The following is a 20,609-nucleotide window of genomic DNA, read 5'->3' on the forward strand; positions in this document are numbered from 1 at the left end:
CCGGCGCCGGCGGATCAGGGGAACTGCGCCTGAAGATGCCGGGTGAGCTGCTCGTACCGCTGCCAGCCCTCCTGCTGCCGGCCGTCACCGAGCACGTACCAGACGGCCGGCGACTGAGCGTCGCCGATCCGCTGTGTCGGGATCCCCGGCGGCCCCGGGACCGCACCGCCCGCGGCCATGCCGATCGGCCCGGGAATGCCCGCCCGGCCTGGGTCCGGGGCGCTCACGGCCATGCCGATCGGTGCGGGTGGTCCCAGCCAGCGGGGAACGCTGGTCAGGTCGCCGCGGCCGTTGGCCAGCTGGGTGAACAGCGAGATCAGATGGCGTCCCGCGGCGACGCCGCCGAGCAGCGTCGGCAGCGTGACGATCGGCACCTCGCGCGGATCGGCGTATCCGACGACGATCGTCACCGCCTCCTCGACCGCCTCGCCCGCCTTCGACACGAGCAGTGTGCCGACGGCGGGCCGTCCCCCCGCTCCCACGATCGTCAGCCAGGTCGCGCCGGCGCCCCGCGACCAGAACAGCTCGCTCAGCTGCTCCCGCCGCCATACGTCGGTGGCGGGTTCGGCGATCCCCCAGCCACCCGGCGGCTCACCGGTCAGCGCCGCGCACACCTGCTCGGCGGCCGCGCCGATCGCGGTGTCCGACGTGTGGCGCACCCGGAAGGTCACGGTCAGCTGCGCGCCGACCGGCTCCGTCGGGGGCGTCGTGTAGGCGGGCGCGTACGTCTGCGCCCGCGGGTCGGGGACGAACGCCGTGCCGTCCCACACCAGCGGCACGCCGGACAGCCCGTCGTAGTAACCGCCGTCCGCGCGGACCACCCAGTGGCTGTTCGGGCCCGTGAGGACCAGCCGCAGCGGCACCGTGATCCGTGAGTCCGGCCCCGTGATGATCTGCAGCCCGCGCCGCGTCTCGCTGCAGAACCGCAACCCCTCGGCCAGCCACTTCGTGAACGCCACGACCGGCCGGTCCTGAAGGATCACCATCGCGTTCGGGGTCAGCGCGTCCGCCGCCGGCCCGCTCATCCGCACTCCCCGCTCGGCCTCCGGGACGCTCCCGGACGCCGCCCTCCCCCGTCGTCTCGCCGGCCGGTCCGGGTGACGTCACGCACCACCGGCGCACTCATGGTGGTCCCTCGCCGCCCGGCGGCCCCGGCCACACCGCGCCGCCCTGCCAGTGCACGATGTCGTCCGCGAACCGGCGGGCGATCCGCGCCGCGTCCGGTACGCCCGCCGCCGCGCGCACGTCGACCCACCAGATCGGCACCCGCACGCGGTCGGCCATCTCCGCGCCCAGCAGCCGCTCCACCTCACCGTGAACCTGAACGAGCTGCGGCGTCTCGATGGAGACGGCCAGCCGTCCGCCGGCGTCATAGAGATGGACGGCCCCCTCGCCGGCGTCGTACGGCTCAAGCGACTCACCGAAGGCGATCATGCCTTCGACGACGGTCGAGATCTCGGGCTGATGCCGCACCAACGCGACGATGTCGCTGGTCAAGAGCCTCACCTCCTACCGGGGCCGTTGTGCCTGTCGAGGGTCGTCCTCACGCGGCGACCGCCCGCGCGAACGCCTCGACCGCGATGCGGATGACCGCCGCCCGGGTCTCATGGCCGATCCGCGCGGACTCTACCGCCGTTCCCGCGGCCAGGTGCCGGTCGTAGGGGATGTGCACGACCGGCAGCCCGCCCGAGCTCAGCATCTGCCCGGCGCGTGCCAGGTCGGCGTCGACGTGCGGCGTGTGGGTCACGAACGCGATCACCGTGCGGGGCAGGAGGTCCTCGTAACCGTTCCGTGCCTGCCACTCCAGGGCCCCATGGGCGCTGAGCGCTCCGTCGACCGTGCCGGGCGTCACCATGACCTGGGCATGAGCGTCCGCCAGGATGCCGCGCTGGAGCTCCGGCAGCAGCCCGGCCCCGCAGTCGATGACCGTCGCGGCGAAGTAGCGGCTCATCACGCCGGCGGCCACGCGGAAGGTGGCCAGGTCGAGCTCGCCGGTGATCCGCCCACCGGCGGTGCCGGACAGCACCCACAGCCCGTCGGTGGTCTGGGCCAGGTAGCGGGACGCCTCCTCGAAGGATCGCGGGTGCGCCGACGTCATGTCGTGCAGCGAGCGCTGCGGGCCGACGCCCATGCGCAGCGGGAGCGAGCCGAGCCCGGAGTCGGCGTCGACGGCCAGGACGCGGTCCTGCCGGTACTGCGCGATCACCGTCGCGGTCAGCCCCGCCACCGTCGTCTTGCCCGCACCGCCCCGGATGCTGGTGATCGCGATCTGACGGCACGACGGGACCGGCCTGCTCAGCACGGCCTCCACGTCGGCGGCCTTGCGCACGTCGTTGGCGGCGGCGGCCCCCACGGCCCGGCGCACCCCACGGGACATCCGGCGCACCAGAGGGTCGCCGTACGCGGACCGGCGCACGAGGTCGCGCGCGGCCATCGGGCCTCCCGCCACCGGCGGTCCGACTTGCGAGGGGCCGGGCGCGGACGGCGGACCGGACGCGGCCGAGCCGTGCACCGGCTGCTGCGGCGGAGCGCCGGGGTCCTGCTGCCACGCCTCGGAGCCGGACGGCCATGCCTCGCGCCCCGGCTGCCCGGAGACGTCCTGTGGCTCAGCCGCCTGAGTTCCCCAGGACGGCTGGGCGGCCTGGTCCCACTGCACCTGCGGCGGTGGCTCCCAGGAGGACGGGGGCGGCCCCGACTCCTCCTGCGAGGCCGCGTTCTGCTCCCACTGGGGTGACGCGTTCTGCTCCCACTGGGGCGGTGGCTCCTGCTCCGCATGCGGCGGTCCGCCCTGATCCCACGACGGCTGCCCACCCTGCCCCTGCGGGGGTGCCTGGTCCCATCCCGGCGGCGCGACCGGGTCCGCCTGCGGCGGCGCGGCCTGCTCTCCCAGCGGCGGCGGAGCCTGCTCCCACTGGGATGGCGGGGCCTCGCCCCAGGACGACGGCGGGCTCTGCTCTCCCTGAGGAGGCGGGCTCTGCTCCCACCGGGGCGCCGGCTCCTGCTCCGGCTGCGACGCCACACTTCGGTCCCCGAGCTGCGGCGGGCTCTGCTCCCACTGGACCGGCGGCTTCTGCTCCGCCGGCGACGGCCCGCTCTGCTCCCACGAGGGCTGCCCGCCCCGCTCCCGCGTCTGGTCCCACGATGATGCGAGCGGTTCGGAGGGTGCCGGCCGGTCGGTGGGCTCGGCGCTGGCCTGTTCCGCCGGCGGATACGACGGCTGCTCGCCCCACGTGGGCTGCTCCTGTGGGGCGTGATCAGCCGTCGCCGACGGCACCGCCTCCGGCGCGTCCCGCGGAGGCGGTGCCTCGTGGGGGGCTCGGTCCTGCCCGGCCGGCTCGCCGGTGAGGCCGACGAACGGGATGGCCCGCTCGTCCTGGACCGGGCCGCCGATGACCGGCTGGTCGGCGATGACCGACTGGTCGCCGATGACCGACTGGTCGGCGATGGGGTCGTGGTCGCCGAACGGGTCCGCGGCGGTGCGCTCGGCCGACGCGACCGGGGATCCGCCGATCACGGAGATCTCCTCGTGCGGGCGCCCTTCCGCCTGCCCCTCGGGCAGCGGTATCGCCGGGATGCCGCCGGTCGGCGACTGGCTCCCGGCCGCCCGTGGCACGGGTGAGGGCAGGGGGCGACCACTGGGGTCGGATGCCATGAGCCCGGACAACGGGATACCGAGCTCGGCGAGCACGGTGACCTGCCAGTCCTGCTCGGACACCGGTCTCCTCTCGGCGCACACCGGGCGTATGGGGGCGGAACTGATCCTATCCACGTGGACCTATGGCGGGTCCCAGGAGCGGCCATCCACCGCCATCACCGTACGAAATCAGTGCGCTACAGTGAGCGATTGAGCTCCGCTGATCAGGTGGACTTTCCGGGGGGAACACAAATGCGACCTGTCCTGGCGTTTTCCATCGCCGCCGCCATCCCGGCGATGCTGTCGGTGTCCGCGGCCGAAGCCCAGACCAGACCGGCGCCTCCGCCGGCCGGCGCCCACGCCAGGGGGGCCGCTTCGCCGCGGACCGCGGCCCACGTCCGACCGGCGCCGCCACCCGGCGCGGTCGTCCGCGACACGTCGGCCCCGTCCATCACACCGGGCGGCGAGTCGACAGCGGCCGACCCGAAGGTCCTGACCCTCACGCCCGCGGCCACGGCGCCGCAGGAAGGCGCCGTGGCCCCGTCGGCACCGTCGGCGAGCCCCGCCGGCGGCCAGGCGGCGCAGGCCCCGACCCGCCTCACGCTCACCAGCGTCGTCGGCTCGGCCGCTCCACGTACCGTGACGTTGCAGTGCGACCCGGTGGGCGGCACCCACCCGAAGGCCGCCCAGGCCTGCGCGGACCTCGCCAAGGCGCGCGACAACTTCACGGTCGCCCCCGACGAGAAGAACCCGCAGGCGTGTTTCATGATCTACTCGCCGGTCACCGCCAGCGCGGAAGGGCAGTGGCGCGGTGAGGCGGTCAAGTTCACGACGCGGTTTCCGAACACCTGCGTGCTGCACTCCCGGACGGCTTCGATCTTCGACTTCTGACGATCGATCGTCGGCGGACGCCCCCGAGCCCGCGCCGGCACCGAACGTCCAGAGCGGGTCCCACAACCGGAATAAGACCCGCCTCTGGGGGTAGTCGGCGCTTGACGGGCGAAGGGAGTGTTCGCAATGGCGCAGAAAGTACGCGACGTGATGACGCCCGAGCCGGTCGCGCTCCCTCTCGACGCACCGCTCACCGAGGCGGCCCGGTTGATGCGCGACCAAGGAGTCGACGGCCTGCTCGTCACGCAGGCGGGCCGTCTGTGCGGAGTGGTCACCGACCGCGACATCGTGGTCCGCGCCGTGGCGGAGGGGCGTGATCTGCACGGCACGCGGCTCGACCAGATCTGCAGCGCCGGCGTGGTGACGATCGGACCGGACGCCGAGACGGACGCCGCCGTGCGTCTCATGCGCGAACGAGGCGTACGGCGGTTGCCGGTCGTCGAGGACGGCCGGGCGGTGGGCATCATCTCGATCCGGGACGTCGCCGCGGATGACGGCCCGGCCGTCTCCGCCGCCCACGGCGGCGAACCTTCCGGCGACTGAGGGCGGCTACCGTGGACGGCGTGGGTTACGGACCGCAGATCAGCAGTGAGCTGGCCATCGAGATCGCCCGCCTGGGTCTGATCCACGAGGCCTCGGAGACCGCGGCGCTCCGGCGCGTGACCGAGCTCACGGTCCGCACGGTCCGCGGGTGCGCGGGCGCGGCCGGGATCCGATGGACCGCCGGGGACGACCCCGAACCCCGCGACCTGGCCGCCACCCATCCGGACCTGGCGTACCTGAGCGACGTGCAGTGCACCCGGCGGGACGGCCCGATCTTCGATGTGGCGCGGAGCGAGACCCCGGTGTTCTGCTCCGACACCCTCGTCGAGACCCGGTGGCCCGGTTTCACTCCCATCGCGCTGCAGCGTGGTGTGCGGTGCTTCGCCACGACCGTCCACCGGACCGGGCCGATCCTCATGACCCTCACGATGTACGGCGTGGTGCCCGGCGCGCTCGACCGGCGGGAGCTCGGCCTCGGAGCCCTTCTCGCCGCGCAGGGCGGCGCCGCGGTGTCGAACACCCTGCACTACGAGGACGCCCACCGCACGGCGGTGCAGTTGCGGCAGGCCGTGGAGGCGCGCGCCGTCGTGGACCAGGCGAAGGGCGTGCTCATGCACGCGATGGGCTGCGACGCCGAGACCGCGTTCAACGAGCTCAAGCGCATCTCGCAGACGCGCCACGTCAAGCTGACGGCGCTGGCACGGCGGATCGTCGAGGGCAGCGGACCCGGCGGCGACGACTCCGGACGGTCTGGTCTCGCCGGAGCAGCGGGCGGCCGTTAGAGTACGAACAGGCGTCCGATCTGGTCGCGGACCGCGACCACCCCACGCTGGGAGGAGTCATGTCCGACCAGCAGGAGACCCAGTCTCTCCTCTACGAGACCGCCAAGCTCAAGACTCGCCTGAGCGAGCTGCGCAGCGCCGCCGCCCTGTCCGACGCCGACTCCGGCCCCCTTCTGGACGCGGCCCTCGTCGAGCTCGAGATGGCCGTGTCCGCGCTCGGCGCCACCGGCGAGGACCGCGCCTCCACGGAGGCCAGATCGGAGGCCGCGGAGAGCGAGCGCCGGATGCTGCGGACGGTCTTCCAGGACGCGCCCGTCCCGTTGTTCCTGCTCGAGCGCGACGGCACGGTCCGCCGGGTGAACCGCCAGGCCGGGGCGCTGCTGGGCTCGTCCGCGGGCTACCTCACCGGCAAGCCGTTCCCGGTGTTCTGCGACATGGCGACGCGGGCGGCGGTCGGCTCGTACATCGCCGGGGTCTTCCACTCGGGGCAGCGACGCCGTACGCATGTGCGTCTCCTGTCCAAGCACGGCCCGGTGAACGCCGACGTGACGCTCGCCCGCATCTGGGTGAGCGGGGAGCCCGACCCGCTCGTGGTCGCCGCGACCGCCCCGTCCACGCGCGAGCCCGCGGCGCAGGAGTCCGCGCCCGAGGTGGCGGCCACCGAGGACGCGGTGGCGACGGTCGTGCACCGGATGGACGTCCTCGCCACCGCCACCGGGATGCTGCTGGACGACGAATCGCTGACCGAGTCGGTCGCCGTACGCCGGTCGGCGCGGCTGCTCGCCGCCGAGCTCGCCGACTGGGTCATCGTCGACCTGGAGCAGAACGGCGCGCTGCGGCGGCAGGTGGTGATGGGGCCGGAGGACGAGCACCGGACGGAGATCGCCCGGATGCTGGAGAACGTCCATCCGGGTCCCGGGTCGCTGCCCGTATCGGTGTACGACACCGGTCACTCCGTTCTCCAGGCGCACATCGACGACCTGAGGACGCTCGGCACCACCCAGGGCGATCTGCCGGTGTGCGGGCTGATCGAGGCCTCCTCGCTGATCTGCGTGCCGCTGGACGACGGCGAGCACACCCTCGGCACGCTGACGCTCACCGTCTCGGGCGAGCAGGGACCGTTCGATCTGATGGACCTCGGGCTGGTCGAGCGCCTCGCCCGGAACCTCGGCCTGGTGATCCGCACCGGGCGGCGCTACCGGCGCCGCATGGAGGTCACCGAGCGGCTGCGCGCCGGTCTGCTGCCCCGCGAGCTCCCGGCCGTCCCCGGCGCGGAGATCTCCGCACGGTACGTCGTGGCGACGCGCGACAGCGGGTTCGGCGGCGACTTCTACGACGTGTTCCCGACCGTCGCCGGCTGGGGCGTGGCCCTGGGCGACGTCTGCGGCAAGGGCGACGACGCCACGGCCGTGAACGCCGGCACGCGGCACGGCATCCGGATCCTCGGCCGGTGGAACGCCAAGCCCGACGAGGTCCTGTCGATGGTCAACGAGACATTGCTCGACCAGGAGCGTTTCGTCACGGCCGTGATGGCGTGCGTCGAACCTCGCGACGAGGGCCTGGCCGTCATGGTCGGCAGCGCCGGGCACCCGCCGGCGGTGCTGATCCGGCGCGACGGCCTGATCCGCACGCTGAGCGGCGGCGGCATCCCGCTCGGCCTGTTCGCGGACGATTTCGAGGTCGGCGTCGAGTCGCTCGAACTCGATCCCGGCGACACGCTGTTCCTCTACTCCGACGGCGTCGTCGAGAGCTCCGACGCGCTGCGCAACCGCTTCGGCCACGAGCGCCTGGTCGAGATCCTCGCCGCGCACGCCGACGGCCCGATCGCCGACATGCCGCTGGCCGTCGAGCACGCGCTCACCGAGTTCTGCGGCGGCGAGCTGCGCGACGACGTGTCCATGCTGGCCATTCGCGTCACCGCGGACACCGGCGAGCCCCGCCGGATCTCGGTTTCCGGGTCGGCTGTTTAGTCGCCGCCCCATGAGGTAATAATTAGGTCCAGGAACTCGTGCCTAAGACGCAGGCACACCACCGGAGGGCGGCATACCCGCCCTCGATCTCCGGAGGGTGTGCATGCGTATTTTCATTTCAGGCCCGATCTACGGCCTGACGTCCGCGTTCTCCTCACTTTCCCCCACGCTGCCAGGCTTCTGCCCTGGCCGTGAGTGCCGCACGCGCGCTCATCTCATCCCCGGTCGTCCCCACGGCTCCCGTCCCGTCATTTCGGGAGCGGGACGGGCCGAGATCGCCGCGGACACCGACGCGCCCGGTCGCCCGATCCTCCTGGAGGTAGCTCGATGATGAACATCGCCATGGTCTCGGTCCAGGACAGTCCCCTCGGAACCACCAACGGACTTGACGGGGGCCTCGGAGTGCACGTCGCCGAGCTCGCCCGTGAACTCGGGCGACGCGGCCACCGCGTCACCGTCTACACCCGGCAGGACGGGCGTGACCCGCAGGGGCGGATCCGGTTCGCTCCCGGAGTCACCGTCGAGCAACTGGCCGTCGGGCCCGTCCGTCCCCTCGCCGAGGACGAGCTGCTGCCGTACCTCGCCGACTTCGGCGCGGAGCTCGCGCGGCGCTGGCACGGTCGCCGTCCGGACGTCGTCCACGCCCACCACTGGGTGAGCGGCCTGGCCGCGATCGCGGGCGCGAACGGCCTCGACATCCCGGTCGCGCAGTCCTTCCACACCCTGGGGACGACCCTGGCCCGGGCCGGGCAGCCCTGCTCGCCCACCCGGGTCCGGCTGGAGAAGGCCATCGGCCGCAGCGTGCGCTCGGTCGTCGCCACGACCGAGAGCGAGCGGACCGAGCTCGTACGCCTGGGCCTGCGGCGGCGCCAGGTCACGCTGGTGCCCTCGGGGGTCGACGTGGAGAAGTTCAGCCCGAGCGGACCGGCGCTGCCGCGCGGTGAGGCACCCCGCCTGGTCACGCTCATGCAGCTCGGCCGGCACCAGGGCGTGGTCTCCATCATCCAGGCGCTGGCCCGGATCCCGGATGCCGAGCTCGTCGTGGCCGGCGGTCCGGCGCGCGACGAACTGGAGACGGACGAGACCGTCCACCAGCTGCGGATCAAGGCCAAGGAGGCCGGGGTCGCCGACCGGGTCACGTTCATCGGCAGCGTCTCGGCCAACGACGCGCCGAAGCTGCTGCGCTCCGCCGACCTGACCGTCAGCGTTCCCGCACACGAGAACGTGGGCCGGATGCCGCTGGAGTCGATGGCCTGCGGGACCCCCGTCGTCGCCTCCCCTGTCGGCGGCCACCTCGACTCGGTCGTCGAGAACGTCACGGGCATCCACGTCCCGGCCGACCGTCCCATGGAGATCGCCCGCCGCGTCCGTGCCCTGCTCGCCGACCAGACGCACCGCACGGCCCTCAGCATCGGCGCGGTCGACCGGGTTCGGTCACGGTTCTCGTGGGACCGGGTCGCGAACGAGACCGTCAAGGTCTACGAGTCCCTGCAGCCCGTGCCCGTGCCCGTGCCCGAGCCCGAGCCCGTCCTGGCGGGCGTCACGGCCGGTGCCGCGGAGGAGGACGAAGAGTTCTGAGGAGACAGGTGAGTTCAGAACGCGACGAGACACCCCGGGAGCGAGCCGACCGCGAACTCGTGGAGATGCTCCAGGGCCTGCGCGTCATCGTGGCCGGGGTGCAGTTCCTGTTCGCGTTCCTGCTCACGTTGCCGTTCTCCAACGGGTTCAAGCGGGTCGGCCACCTCGGACAGTGGATCTTCTACCTGTCGCTGATCACGGCGGCGTGCGCGTCGATCTGCCTGATGGCCCCCGCCGCCCAGCATCGGATGCTGTTCCACTCCGGTCGCAAGGACCTGCTGGTCAGCCGGTCGAACCGGTACGGGATCGCCGGGACGCTGGCGCTGACCGTGTCGATGTCCTGCGCCGTGGCCGTCGCGGCCAAGGGGTTCTTCTCCTCCTGGCTGGCCGCGGGCACGGCGGCAGGGGTCATCGCGGTCTGCGGGTGGGCGTGGTTCCTGCAGCCGATCCTGACCCGGCGCCGGATCGCCGGGGCACGGAAAGAGGAAGAGGCCCGGCCGGGCGGGCCGCCCGCCCGGCGGACGGTCATCGACTGAAAGACGACGAGACCGCCCCGTGCGCGGCGCGGGGGGCGGTCTCGTATGCGATCGAAGGGGCCGTCAGTACGAGCGGCCGAAGATGACCCGCTTGCCGTACGCGGACGGCTGCCCACAGCGGAAGCAGGCTCCCGTCTCCTCCGGCGCCGCGAGCGGGATCACGCGCGGCGTGGCGGCCGTGTCGGCCTTGATCTCGTCCTCGCACTCCGTACGGCCGCAGTGCAGGACGGTCGCCCAGCCGTCGGTGACCTGGGTGCGGAAGGAGTCCCAGTCGTCGATCTCGGCGGTGTGCTCGTCGCGGAAGCTCTCCGCGCGGGCGTAGAGGAACGCCTGGAAGTCCTCGAGGATGCCGGGCAGCACCTCGGGTACGCGGTCGAGCGGGATCTGCTCCTTGCCCTGGTCGCCGAGGCGGCGGGCCAGCGTGGCGACTCCGCCATCGAGGTCGCGGGGGCCCAGCTCCAGCCGGATCGGGACGCCGCGCATCTCCCAGTCGTTGTACTTGAACCCGGGCCGCAGCTGGGTGCGCTCGTCGACGTGCACGCGGACGCCGGCCTTCTTCAGCCGGTCCGCGAGCTCACGCGCCGCCGCGACCGTGCGCTCGGCGGTCTCGTCGCGGCCGATCGGCACGATCACGACCTGGTACGTCGCGATGCGCGGCGGCAGCACGAGGCCCTTGTCGTCGCCGTGCGTCATGATCACGCCGCCGAGCATGCGGGTGCTCATGCCCCAGGACGTGGTGTGGGCGTGCACCAGCTCGCCCTGGGCGTCCTGGTACTGGATCTCGAAGACCTTGGCGAAGTTGGTGCCGAGGTAGTGCGAGGTGCCGGCCTGCAGGGCCCGGCCGTCGCGCATCATGCCCTCGATCGAGTAGGTGCGCACCGCCCCGGCGAACCGCTCGCTCGGCGTCTTCTCACCCTCGATGACCGGCATCGCGGTCAGCTCACGGGCGACGGCCGCGTAGGCGTCCAGCGCCCACATGGTCTCGCGCATCGCGTCGTCCTCGTCCGCGTGCGCGGTGTGGCCCTCCTGCCAGAGGAACTCGGTGGTGCGCAGGAACATGCGCGGCCGCAGCTCCCAGCGCACGACGTTGGCCCACTGGTTCAACAGCAGCGGCAGATCGCGGTGCGAGCCGATCCACTTGGCCATGTACTCGCCGATGACGGTCTCGGAGGTGGGCCGCACGACCAGCGGCTCCTCCAGCTCCTTACCGCCGGCGACCGTCACGACGGCCAGCTCGGGCGAGAACCCCTCGACGTGCTCGGCCTCGCGCTTGAAGTACGACTCCGGGATGAACATCGGGAAGCAGGCGTTGCCGTGCCCGGCCTCCTTGATGCGACCGTCGAGGTCGGCCTGCAGCAGCTCCCACATGCGGTAGCCGTACGGCCGGATGACCATCGTGCCGCGCACCGGGCCGCGATCGACCAGCTCGGCCTGGATAACGACCTCGTTGTACCAGGCGGAGAAGTCTTCAGACTGAGGAGTGACACCTTCCCGACTCACGCAGCCGAGGGTACCGGCCTCCGGGCGGTCGCGTGGACAACCCCGGAGGACAACCCGGGATGTACGGACCCGCCGACGGCCCCCTTACGCCGATCACACGCGCGTTGGGTCTACCGTACAGGCGTGTCAGACGAGTCCCCGCCGGAGGCGGAGAAGAAGAAGCCCGCGAAGAAGCGATCGTTCTTGCGGGAGCTGCCGATCCTGATCGGCATCGCGCTCGTGCTCTCGCTGCTGATCAAGACGTTCCTGGTGCAGGCGTTCTTCATCCCGTCGGAGTCGATGGAACGAACCCTGCACGGCTGCGCGGGCTGCACGGGCGACCGGATCCTCGTCTACAAGGCCGGCTACCGGTTCCACGACCCGAAGACGGGCGACATCGTGGTCTTCCGCGCCCCGGCGTCATGGGAGCCGGAGACGCGGATCGCCAAGCCGGGAAACCCGCTGCAGCGCGCGCTGGGCTGGGTCGGCGGGCTGTTCGGCATGCCGCAGGCGAACGAGAAGGACCTCGTCAAGCGCGTCATCGCGGTGGGCGGTCAGACGGTCCAGTGCTGCGACGCGAAGGGACGGGTCCTCGTCGACGGCAAGCCGCTCGACGAGCCGTACGTCTTCGAGGACGACCACAAGAGCTTCGGCCCGGTCAAGGTCCCCGCGGGCCGTCTCTGGGTGATGGGAGACCACCGGTCGGACTCGGCCGACTCGCGTTTCCACATGCAGGACGGCTACCAGGGGACCATCCCGGTGAACAGCGTCATCGGCCGCGCGTTCGTGATCGTCTGGCCGCCGTCCCGCTGGAACACCCTCGGCAAGGGCTGACCACGCCCCGTTGGCCCGCCGGGAGGGATGCCGCAGACTGAGCGATCATGGGTCACGTCGAAGTCGCGCATCTCGGCCACGTCCTTCCCGACGGGCCCGCTCGCTGAGAGCCGCCGCGTGGGTCAGTCCGCGCCGGGGAGGGCCAGGTCGAACTCGACCGCGACCTCGTCGGCGAGTTTGAGGGCGCCGAGCAGGGCGGAGTACGGCTTGATGCCCCAGCGCGTCTGCACGACGGTCGTTCCGCCGCGGACGCGGTCGTCCTCCACGCCTCCGCGGACGGAGATCGCATTCGTCCGCCCCATGATCGTCAAGTCACCGGTGATCGTGAACGCCTCGGGAGTGCCCTCGACCCCGGTCGACCGGAAGGTGATCACCGGGTGCTCGCGGGCCCGGAGGATCTTCTCGCGCGCGTTCTTCTCGATCTCGGCGCGATCGGAGTCGGTCAGCGGCTTGATCCCGCCGGTGCCCTCGCGCACCTTGAGCGAGTCGACCTCCGCCGACACGGTCACCGACAAGCTCGCGGGGTCCGCCGGGTCGACGACGGCCTCACCGGACCAGCGGGTGACCTCGATCGTCAGGTCGTGGCCCACCTTGCGGCCGACGCCGCTGCGGGACGTCCGGACCAGGAGACGTCCCGAATCCGGCCCCAGCGCGTAGGTGCCCGCGGTCAGCGCCATGTCACCAGGGTACGCCGCGCCGCCGGGGCACCGACGATCACATCGTCACGGAGGAGGCGCCCGGCCGGGCGCCTCCGGTTCGCGTTGCTCGGGTTCATCGGGCCACGTCTCAGTGCCGCGCCGTCAGGCCGATCTCGCGGACGACCTCCCCGATCGTCCGGAACTCCTTGCCCTCGGGCAGCCCCGAGATCGCCTCGACCACCGAGTCGGGCGCCCCCTTGCTCCGCAGGTGGGCGAGCAGATGACGCCGATCGGCCGGGAACTCACCGGGCGGCAGGTGTCGGCTGAGCTCCGCCCGGCGGGCGACGTCGGCGGGCGACATGCCGCGCGCCGGCCGCGACGGCTGTGCCGCGGCGTCCGCACCCGCGCCGCCGTGCTCCGCTCGTCCCGTCCCGCTCCCCCTGATCAGGTTCGTGGTCTCCTTCCGGAGGTGCTCGTCCTGGGCCGTACCCTGCTTGTCGCTCTCGCGCTGCATGGAAGACCTCACCTTTCGCGTAGCCCCCTCTCAGACGCTCCCCCGGGCACGCAGGCGTTCCGGTCCGACCCCCCGGCTGGGGAACGCCCGAGATCCTCGACTTGAAACCGGGCGGTCGCACTGCGTGACCGCCCCTCCAGCCGCCCTACCCGACCAGCGGCTCGGTGAACCCTGGCGAAGCCTCCGACGGGCACCCCCGAGCCGGCCGTCACCGCCACCGCGTCGTAAGCGCGCTGGTCCAGCTCTCTCGCTCGATTCAACGCGGACATGAACCGGTGTATCCCCGTTGCGCACCGGATCACGCCAAAGATCACATTCTTGCCACCGCATCTCCCGGATGGTCGTTCCCGGACCCCGGACTGCAATAGGCTGCTCCGCATGAGTCACCCGGAACGGCTCGGAGCCTCGGGTGGCGGGCAGGTCAGCGCGATTGCGGAGCCCCCTCACATGAATGGGAACCCCCCGCTGGCCGAGTTCGCCACGCGTCACGGGCTCAAGCAGAGCGCCGCTCGTCCCCCCATCGGTGCGTACATCCGCCAGCTCTGGCAGCGACGCCACTTCATCTGGGCGTTCGCCTCGGCCAAGAACATCTCGATGTACACCGAGTCGCGGTTGGGACAGGTATGGCAGGTCCTGACCCCGCTACTCAACGCGGGGGTCTACTACCTGATCTTCGGCCTGCTGCTGAACACCAGCCGCAACCTGCCGCACAACACCTTCATTCCCTTCCTGGTGACGGGTGTCTTCGTCTTCACTTTCACGCAGCGGTCGGTGAACTCCGGCGCCAAGTCGGTCGGGGACAATCTGTCGCTGATCCGCGCGCTGCACTTCCCGCGGGCCAGCCTTCCCCTGGCGTACACCATCATCGAGCTGCAGCAGCTGCTGGTCTCGATGGGCGTGCTGTTCGTCATCGTGCTGGCGTTCGGTGAGCCGCTGACCTGGCGCTGGCTGCTCCTGGTCCCGGTCCTGCTCATGCAGCTGGTCTTCAACGTGGGGATCAGCCTCGCCCTGGCCCGGATCGGTGCCTTCAACCGCGACATCTCGCAGCTGCTGCCGTTCATCCTGCGGACCTGGCTCTACTTCTCCGGCATCATCTACAGCCTCTCAGCACTGAAGAAGTCGCCCCGGCTGCACGAGCACCCGTGGATCGGTCATGTGCTCGAGGCGAACCCGGGCTACATCTTCCCCGAGCTGATGCGCTACTGCCTGCTGGACACCTATCGCGGGTACGTCCGGACGAAGCTGCACGAGCCGACGACGCACCTCTGGGCATACGGCGCGGGCTGGGCCGTCGTGATGTTCGTCGTGGGCTTCTGGTTCTTCTACCGCGCCGAGGAGAGGTACGGCCGTGGCTGATGCCGTCAAGGACAAGGTCAAGGTGTCCGGAGCGCCCGACGGGTCGGCTCCGCCCGTGGTTCTCGACCCGAATCGCGAGCCCATCGTGGTGGTGGACGACCTGCACATCATCTACCGCGTGTTCGGCGCGGGCGGCAAGGGCAACGCCGCCAGCGCGTTCATGCGGGTCCTGCGCCGGGAGAACCGCCCGACGATGAAGGAGGTCCACGCGATCCGCGGGATGTCCTTCGTCGCCTACAAGGGCGACGCGATCGGTGTCATCGGCACGAACGGCTCGGGCAAGTCGACGCTGCTGAAGGCGATCGCCGGGCTGCTGCCGCCGCAGAGCGGCGGCGTCTACACCGAGGGCCAGCCGTCGCTGCTCGGCGTCAACGCGGCCCTGATGAACGACCTCACCGGTGAGCGCAACATCGTGCTGGGCTGCCTCGCGATGGGCATGGCCCCGGACGAGGTCAAGACGAAGTACGACGAGATCGTGAAGTTCGCCGGTCTCCGTGAGGGCTTCATCCAGCTGCCGATGCGGGCCTACTCTTCGGGCATGGGCTCGCGGCTGCGGTTCGCGATCGCCGCGTCCAAGTCGCACGACGTGCTGCTGATCGACGAGGCGCTGGCCACCGGTGACGCGAAGTTCCGCCGCAAGAGCGCCGCCAAGATCAACGAGCTGCGCGACGAGGCCGGCGCGGTCTTCCTCGTCGCCCACCAGCTGGACTCGATCCGGGAGATGTGCAACCGGGTGCTGTGGGTCGACGAAGGCCGGCTGATCATGGACGACGACCCCGACACGGTCGTCGACGCGTACACCGAGGCCAACGGCAAGTGATGGTGGCCTGCTTCAGAGGTCGGGCGTTCCGGGGAACCGGCTTCTGAAGCAGGCTCTCGCCGGATCATCCGGGGTCCGGCACGCTGTCCTGTAGCTGGAAGTGGGACCGGGCGGCTTGCCAGAGCCGTACGAAGTTGCTCTGGTAGGCGCCGTAGATGTCCGCCCCCTCGATGGTGATCATCGTTTCGTCGTTGTGCCGCAGGGCCGGCTCGGTGTAGTTCGGGCTCCCCGTGATCACGACCTTCCGCCGGCGCCCGGCGTACGTGCCATTGATCAGCACGTACTTGGAGTGCGCGAAGGCGTCGATCTGGTCGCCGGTGTCCGGGTCGACGTACAGGTAGTGACTGCTCAGCAACTGCGGACCGCCTTCCTGCTCGAGGATCTCGCGGGCCCGCTCGCCGAGGTTCGTGTAGATGACCCGGACGTCACAGCCGTCGTGGGAGAGCGACCAGAGCCGCTCGGCGACGGCCGTACGGCTGAGGTTGAACGTCGTGACGTGCACCGATGTCCCGGGCGTGCAGTCGACCCGCCCGAGCAGCCGGTACAGGGTGTCGGTCTTCGGCGAGGATCCGGCGCGGGGGAAGGTGTACGCCGTGACGCGCCCGCTGCGGGTGACGCGGTAGTGGTCCCGCTCGTGGTGCCGGGCGGCCAGGGCGGCGAAGTAGCGGCCGTACGCCCGGTAGAGCCGCGCGTCGCTGATCGTGACGGCGTTGTTCCAGGCGTTGACGCGGTTGCGCGTGGTCAGGTTGGCTGACGACTGCACGACGACGTTCCCGGCCCGGCCGGTGCGGGAGAACAGGAAGAACTTGTTGTGCATGATCGTGTCGCCGATGCAGCCCTTGTGGCAGGCCACCACCCACGATGATCCCTTGCGGCTGGTGCCCAGCGCGCGCTCCACGCTGCGGTAGGCATCGTTGTCGCGGGTGCTCGCGTCGACGACGAGCTGGACGTGCGCGCCGCGCTTCTTCGCGTCGATCAGGGTCTGGGCGAACGCCCGCGACGTGAACATGAAGACCGCGACCCGGATCAGCGCGCCCCGGGGGGCTCCGGAGGCCAGCTGGTTGACGTGGTGGGCGATGGCGTTCTGCTCCGCTGCCGAGCCGGAGGGGATGTTGAACACCGCGGAGGGCCGCAGCGCGGCCATGGCGGTGATCGCCGCGTCCTTCCCGCCGGTCGCCTTCCGCGCGGATGCCCGCGCCGTGGTCCCCCGCGCCGTGGTGTCCGCGGACCCGGATGGTGCCGACCGGGCCGGCGGGGAGGCGCTTCCGATGGCGACCGCACTGACCGCGGCGATGGCGAGTCCACGCATGTCCTGAGTTCTCCCCGTTCCTGGGTTGGCCGGACCAGCCGACGTCCGGCACACACCCAGATCTCGACCGATTTACGATCACGCACTGTATCGCCTTGGTCACTCTCGTCACACGGATTGCCGAAGAAAGGCCACGGATGGCGGCCTGTGCGTCAACTGCCGCTGGAAGCGCGGCCAAGATCGATCTACTTTCGAGGGAGGAACCTCTGCACGAGGAAGGTCCCATGCCGGATCGGCGTCCTCTGTCCCGACACGACTTCCTCCATCCCCTCCGTTCCGTCACTCCGTCCGTGCCCGCCCGTCGGTGAAGGTCGTCGAGGTACGGGGCCTGGTGAAGGTGTACGAAGGCCCCGGCAAGAAGCATGTGCGCGCGCTCGACGGCGTGGACCTGGCGACCGCGCGGAGCGAGTGCCTCGTCCTGCTCGGACCGCCCGGCTCCGGCAAGACCACGCTGCTGCGCACCATCGCCGGCCTGGAATCCCCGACTCATGGCGAGGTGCACCTCGGCGGTCATCTCGTGAACGGCCTGCCGCCGAGGATCCGCCGGGTCGGCCTGGTGGTCCCCTCGTACGCCCTGTATCCGCACAAGACCGTGCGCGGCAACATCGAGTTCCCTCTCAAGGCCGAGCACACGCCACGGGCGATGCGCGAACGCAAGGCCCGCTGGGCCGCCGACCTGCTCGGCATCCCTCACCTGCTGGGCCGCCGCCCCGGCCGGTTGTCCGTGGACGAACGACGCCGGGTGGCCCTGGCGCGCGCACTGGCCCGGGAGCCGGCCGTTCTGCTGCTCGACGAGCCGCTGTCCGGTGTGGACGCGCGGCTGCGCGCCGCCGCCCGCGACGAGCTGCGGTCGCTGCAGCGGCGGCTCGGCACCGCGATGATCTGCGTGACCGACGACCAGGCCGAGGCGATGGGCCTCGGTGACCGCGTCGCGGTGCTGGACGCCGGGCGGCTCCGCCAGGTCGGCACGCCCCAGGACCTGTACGACGAGCCGGTCGACACGTTCGTCGCGACGCTCATCGGCACCCCGCCGATGAACCTCGTGCCGCGCGGCGACCGGCTCATCGGGTTCCGCCCCGAGCACCTGCTGCCCGCCGAGGAGATCCCACCGGAGGGACGCGTCACGATGCCGCTGCGCATCGACCGGATCGAGTACCTGTCGGGCGACCGGCACGTGTACGGATCGGTGGCGCGGATCGGCCAGGAGACCCGCGTGATCGCCCGGTTGCCCGCCACGATGACCACTCCCCTCGCCGGCGGCCAGACCCGCGAGTTCGCCGTGCCGGGCGACCGACTGCGCTTCTTCGACGCCGAGTACGGCAACCGCACGGCGCCCGTGCGGATCGGCGGGTGATCCGGGTGGCGGCCGACACCGCACCGGACGCCCGTCGCCGGGGCGGACCGGCGGACCGGGAGGGCCTCCTCACCTGGGTGTTCCTGCTGCCGTCGGTGGTGTACCTGACGGCGCTGGTCGTCCTGCCGCTCGCCCTCGCGGTGGCGCTGGCGCTGTCCGGGGTGACGGCGACCGCCCCCGCGTACCGTTTCACCGGCGCGGGTGAGTTCGCCTCGGCGCTGGGCGAAGGGGCGTTCTGGCGGGCGCTGGGCGACACGCTGCTGTTCACCGCCGTCTCGACGGTCCTGGTGGTGCTCTGCGGGCAGGTCCTCGCCCACGTCCTGCTGGCGCGGTTCCGTGGCCGGTGGCTCGTCCGACCGCTCGTGCTCCTGCCGTGGACGACGCCGGCCGCGCTGTCGGCGACCTCGTGGCGGTGGCTGCTGGACTCGGCCGACTCCCCGGCCGGATGGCTCACGCGTGCCCTGGGCGTTCCGGACGGCGCCTGGCACACGCGGCCGGCCGTGGCGATGGGCGCGGTCGTCGCCGTGCACGTCTGGCGGCTGACGCCGCTGGCCGCGGTGGTCATGGCGGCCGGGCTCACGGCGATCCCCCGCGACGTACGGGACGCCGCGCGCGTCGACGGAGCGGGCGCGGCGCGGCGGGCGCTGGAGGTCACGCTCCCCCTCGCGTTGCCGTCGATCGCGGTCGCCGCACTGGTGACCGCGGTCCTCACCTGCGCCGACGTGACGGTCGTGGCCGTGCTGACCCACGGTGGTCCCGGTGGGGCGACGCAGACGCTCGCCACGCTCGCCTACACGCGGGGCGCTGAGGGCGGCGCTCTCGGGCAGGGGGCGGCGATCGCCGTACTCCTGCTGCCGTTGCCGCTCGCCGGAGCAACCGGACTGTTCCGTGTCGTACGACGGCGGGCGGAGCGGTGAGCGTCACCGGCGGGCTGGCCGCGCGGACGGCGGCGCGGGAACTCGCCCGGCAGCGGCGGCGCCACACGGTGCGCCATGTGCTGGCACGGTCGGTGCTGTACGTGCTGGCGGCCGGAGCGTCGGTCCTGTGCGCGGCGCCGTTCCTGTGGGGTGTGGTCACCGCGTTCCGGTCGTACCCGGGTGACGCGGGCGTCGGGGCGCACGTGCGCCTGCTGCTGCGGTCGACGCCGTTTCCGGTGTTCGTGGCGAACACGCTGCTCGCCGGTGCGCTCGTCACGGCGGTCACGCTGCTGCTCGCGCTGCCGGCCGCGTACGCGCTGACCCGGCGGCGGTGGGGTGGTGCGGTCGGCCGGGCGCTCGCCGTCCTCGCCCTGGTGCCGTCCGCGCTGCTCATGCCGCCCCTGTCGTGGACCGCGGGCGCGCTCGGGCCCGGCGACTCCGTGTGGACGCTCGTGCTCGTCCAGCCGACGATCACCGTCCCGGTGGCGGTCCTGCTGCTCGGCGGATTCCTCCGGGCCGCCCCGGCGGACATCGAGGAACAGGCGCTCGTGGACGGGCACAGCCGCCTCGCGGCGTTCCTGCGGGTCGTCGTGCCGCAGCTGGCACCGGCGATCGCCGCAGTGGCGGTCCTCGCGTTCACGCTGGCGGCCGGGGACTTCGTCTACGCGCGGGCCCTCGCCCCGGCGCATCCGACGGTGGCCGCCGGGATCCCCACGCGGCTCGCGCACGGCGGCGCGCCGCTGTGGCGGTCGTTGCAGCTGGGGGTGGTCCTGGTCGCGGTCCCCCTGGCGGTTGCGGCCGATCTCGTACTGGGAAGGATCATCGCGGCCTCGGCGGGCACGGCTGATAGGACTAAGGCGTAATCGTCGAATCGATCGAGGAGGTTGCCATGGCAGGCCGACCACCGCTGCCGCACGAATTCCTGCCCAAGGTCCCGTCCTTCGCCGTGACCAGCGATGACGTCGCGCACGGCCAGCAGCTGTCCAACGCCCACGTCTTCAACGACTGGGGGTTCAGCGGCGAGAACCTCTCCCCGCACCTGCGCTGGGAGGGCTTTCCCCCGGAGACCAAGAGCTTCGCCGTCACCTGCTTTGACCCCGACGCCCCCACCGGCAGCGGCTTCTGGCACTGGGTGCTGTACGACCTCCCGGCGTCGGTGACCGAGCTGCCGACCGGGGCGGGCGGCGGCGACTTCAAGGGACTGCCCGAAGGCGCCCTGCACGCCCGCAACGACTACGGCCGCAAGGAGTTCGGCGGGGCGGCCCCGCCCCCGGGCACACCGCACCGGTACGCCTTCACCGTGCACGCGCTGGACGTCGAGAAGCTCGGCGTCCCCGATGACGCACCGCCCGCCGTCGTCGGCTTCACCATCACCGCCCACACGCTGGGCCGAGCCCAGATCGTCCCGGAGTACGGTCACTGACGGCGCGAGGCCGTGGCGAGCCGACGCAGGG

Annotated in this window: 20 protein-coding genes; 13 read left to right on the top strand and 7 right to left on the bottom strand. The window is 71.9% G+C overall.

Annotation, left to right across the window (positions count from 1 at the left end; all coding sequences use genetic code 11):
* Positions 1-14 precede the first annotated feature (14 nt).
* The 3 genes from NE236_RS37125 to NE236_RS37135 all read right to left on the bottom strand — a co-directional run bounded on the left by NE236_RS37125 (position 15) and on the right by NE236_RS37135 (position 3,715).
* Positions 15-1,025: a DUF6177 family protein gene (locus NE236_RS37125; RefSeq protein ID WP_252846953.1), complete on the bottom strand. Its 1,011-nt coding sequence runs from the start codon at positions 1,023-1,025 to the stop codon at positions 15-17.
* Between the two features lie 97 nt (positions 1,026-1,122).
* Positions 1,123-1,497, bottom strand: a complete 375-nt coding sequence (locus tag NE236_RS37130) for a hypothetical protein (RefSeq protein ID WP_252846954.1) — start codon at positions 1,495-1,497, stop codon at positions 1,123-1,125.
* A gap of 46 nt (positions 1,498-1,543) precedes the next feature.
* Complete coding sequence (locus tag NE236_RS37135) at positions 1,544-3,715, bottom strand: nucleotide-binding protein (protein ID WP_252846955.1); 2,172 nt, start codon at positions 3,713-3,715, stop codon at positions 1,544-1,546.
* 171 nt (positions 3,716-3,886) lie between these two features.
* On the opposite strand from NE236_RS37135, the gene NE236_RS37140 reads away from it, so the two are divergent.
* The 6 genes from NE236_RS37140 to NE236_RS37165 all read left to right on the top strand — a co-directional run bounded on the left by NE236_RS37140 (position 3,887) and on the right by NE236_RS37165 (position 9,934).
* The gene (locus NE236_RS37140) at positions 3,887-4,525 is read left to right on the top strand and encodes an SSI family serine proteinase inhibitor (RefSeq protein WP_252846956.1); all 639 of its coding nucleotides are present in this window, start codon (positions 3,887-3,889) and stop codon (positions 4,523-4,525) included.
* A 126-nt stretch (positions 4,526-4,651) separates the two neighbouring features.
* Positions 4,652-5,068 carry a CBS domain-containing protein gene (locus tag NE236_RS37145; RefSeq protein WP_252846957.1) on the top strand — a complete coding sequence of 139 codons (417 nt, stop codon included), beginning with the start codon at positions 4,652-4,654 and terminating at the stop codon, positions 5,066-5,068.
* 20 nt (positions 5,069-5,088) lie between these two features.
* Positions 5,089-5,850, top strand: a complete 762-nt coding sequence (locus NE236_RS37150) for a GAF and ANTAR domain-containing protein (RefSeq protein WP_252846958.1) — start codon at positions 5,089-5,091, stop codon at positions 5,848-5,850.
* Between the two features lie 59 nt (positions 5,851-5,909).
* The gene (locus NE236_RS37155) at positions 5,910-7,820 is read left to right on the top strand and encodes a SpoIIE family protein phosphatase (protein ID WP_252846959.1); all 1,911 of its coding nucleotides are present in this window, start codon (positions 5,910-5,912) and stop codon (positions 7,818-7,820) included.
* A 327-nt stretch (positions 7,821-8,147) separates the two neighbouring features.
* Positions 8,148-9,398 carry a glycosyltransferase gene (locus NE236_RS37160; protein WP_252846960.1) on the top strand — a complete coding sequence of 417 codons (1,251 nt, stop codon included), beginning with the start codon at positions 8,148-8,150 and terminating at the stop codon, positions 9,396-9,398.
* Between the two features lie 8 nt (positions 9,399-9,406).
* The gene (locus tag NE236_RS37165) at positions 9,407-9,934 is read left to right on the top strand and encodes a DUF6328 family protein (RefSeq protein WP_252846961.1); all 528 of its coding nucleotides are present in this window, start codon (positions 9,407-9,409) and stop codon (positions 9,932-9,934) included.
* 63 nt (positions 9,935-9,997) lie between these two features.
* On the opposite strand, the gene proS is transcribed toward NE236_RS37165, so the two are convergent.
* The gene (gene proS, locus NE236_RS37170) at positions 9,998-11,434 is read right to left on the bottom strand and encodes a proline--tRNA ligase (RefSeq protein WP_252846962.1); all 1,437 of its coding nucleotides are present in this window, start codon (positions 11,432-11,434) and stop codon (positions 9,998-10,000) included.
* 123 nt (positions 11,435-11,557) lie between these two features.
* Between proS and lepB the strand changes: the two genes are divergently transcribed.
* Entirely contained in the window at positions 11,558-12,247 is a 690-nt protein-coding gene (gene lepB / locus NE236_RS37175) for a signal peptidase I (RefSeq protein WP_252846963.1), read from the top strand.
* Between the two features lie 122 nt (positions 12,248-12,369).
* Here the strand turns inward: lepB and NE236_RS37180 are convergent, their stop codons facing one another.
* Together NE236_RS37180 and NE236_RS37185 are read right to left on the bottom strand one after the other, a co-directional pair.
* A complete protein-coding gene (locus tag NE236_RS37180) occupies positions 12,370-12,924 on the bottom strand; it encodes a YceI family protein (protein WP_252846964.1) in 555 nt (184 codons plus the stop codon).
* Positions 12,925-13,033: 109 nt separating this feature from the next.
* On the bottom strand, positions 13,034-13,399 hold the full coding sequence (locus NE236_RS37185) for a DUF2795 domain-containing protein (RefSeq protein ID WP_252846965.1): 366 nt from the start codon (positions 13,397-13,399) through the stop codon (positions 13,034-13,036).
* A 447-nt stretch (positions 13,400-13,846) separates the two neighbouring features.
* On the opposite strand from NE236_RS37185, the gene NE236_RS37190 reads away from it, so the two are divergent.
* Positions 13,847-14,755, top strand: coding sequence for an ABC transporter permease (locus NE236_RS37190; protein WP_252846966.1), 909 nt, complete (start codon positions 13,847-13,849; stop codon positions 14,753-14,755).
* On the top strand, positions 14,748-15,575 hold the full coding sequence (locus NE236_RS37195; RefSeq protein ID WP_372494496.1) for an ABC transporter ATP-binding protein: 828 nt from the start codon (positions 14,748-14,750) through the stop codon (positions 15,573-15,575). The genes NE236_RS37190 and NE236_RS37195 overlap by 8 nt, the downstream gene beginning before the upstream one ends.
* A 64-nt stretch (positions 15,576-15,639) precedes the next feature.
* Here the strand turns inward: NE236_RS37195 and NE236_RS37200 are convergent, their stop codons facing one another.
* The gene (locus NE236_RS37200) at positions 15,640-16,884 is read right to left on the bottom strand and encodes a phospholipase D-like domain-containing protein (RefSeq protein WP_252846967.1); all 1,245 of its coding nucleotides are present in this window, start codon (positions 16,882-16,884) and stop codon (positions 15,640-15,642) included.
* A 304-nt stretch (positions 16,885-17,188) separates the two neighbouring features.
* Here NE236_RS37200 and NE236_RS37205 point away from each other — a divergent pair, with 304 nt between their 5' ends.
* The 4 genes from NE236_RS37205 to NE236_RS37220 are packed head-to-tail and all read left to right on the top strand — an operon-like array spanning position 17,189 to position 20,578.
* Positions 17,189-18,238, top strand: coding sequence for an ABC transporter ATP-binding protein (locus NE236_RS37205; protein ID WP_252846968.1), 1,050 nt, complete (start codon positions 17,189-17,191; stop codon positions 18,236-18,238).
* Positions 18,235-19,155 (top strand): carbohydrate ABC transporter permease, encoded by a 921-nt coding sequence (locus NE236_RS37210; RefSeq protein WP_252846969.1) that lies wholly within the window; start codon positions 18,235-18,237, stop codon positions 19,153-19,155. Before NE236_RS37205 ends, NE236_RS37210 begins: the two co-directional genes overlap by 4 nt.
* Positions 19,152-20,018, top strand: a complete 867-nt coding sequence (locus NE236_RS37215) for an ABC transporter permease subunit (protein ID WP_252846970.1) — start codon at positions 19,152-19,154, stop codon at positions 20,016-20,018. Before NE236_RS37210 ends, NE236_RS37215 begins: the two co-directional genes overlap by 4 nt.
* A gap of 26 nt (positions 20,019-20,044) precedes the next feature.
* A complete protein-coding gene (locus tag NE236_RS37220) occupies positions 20,045-20,578 on the top strand; it encodes a YbhB/YbcL family Raf kinase inhibitor-like protein (protein WP_252846971.1) in 534 nt (177 codons plus the stop codon).
* The last annotated feature ends 31 nt before the right edge of the window (positions 20,579-20,609 follow it).

Origin of the sequence: Actinoallomurus purpureus, assembly GCF_024055795.1 — a bacterium.
GTDB classification, from domain to species: Bacteria; Actinomycetota; Actinomycetes; order Streptosporangiales; family Streptosporangiaceae; genus Actinoallomurus; species Actinoallomurus purpureus.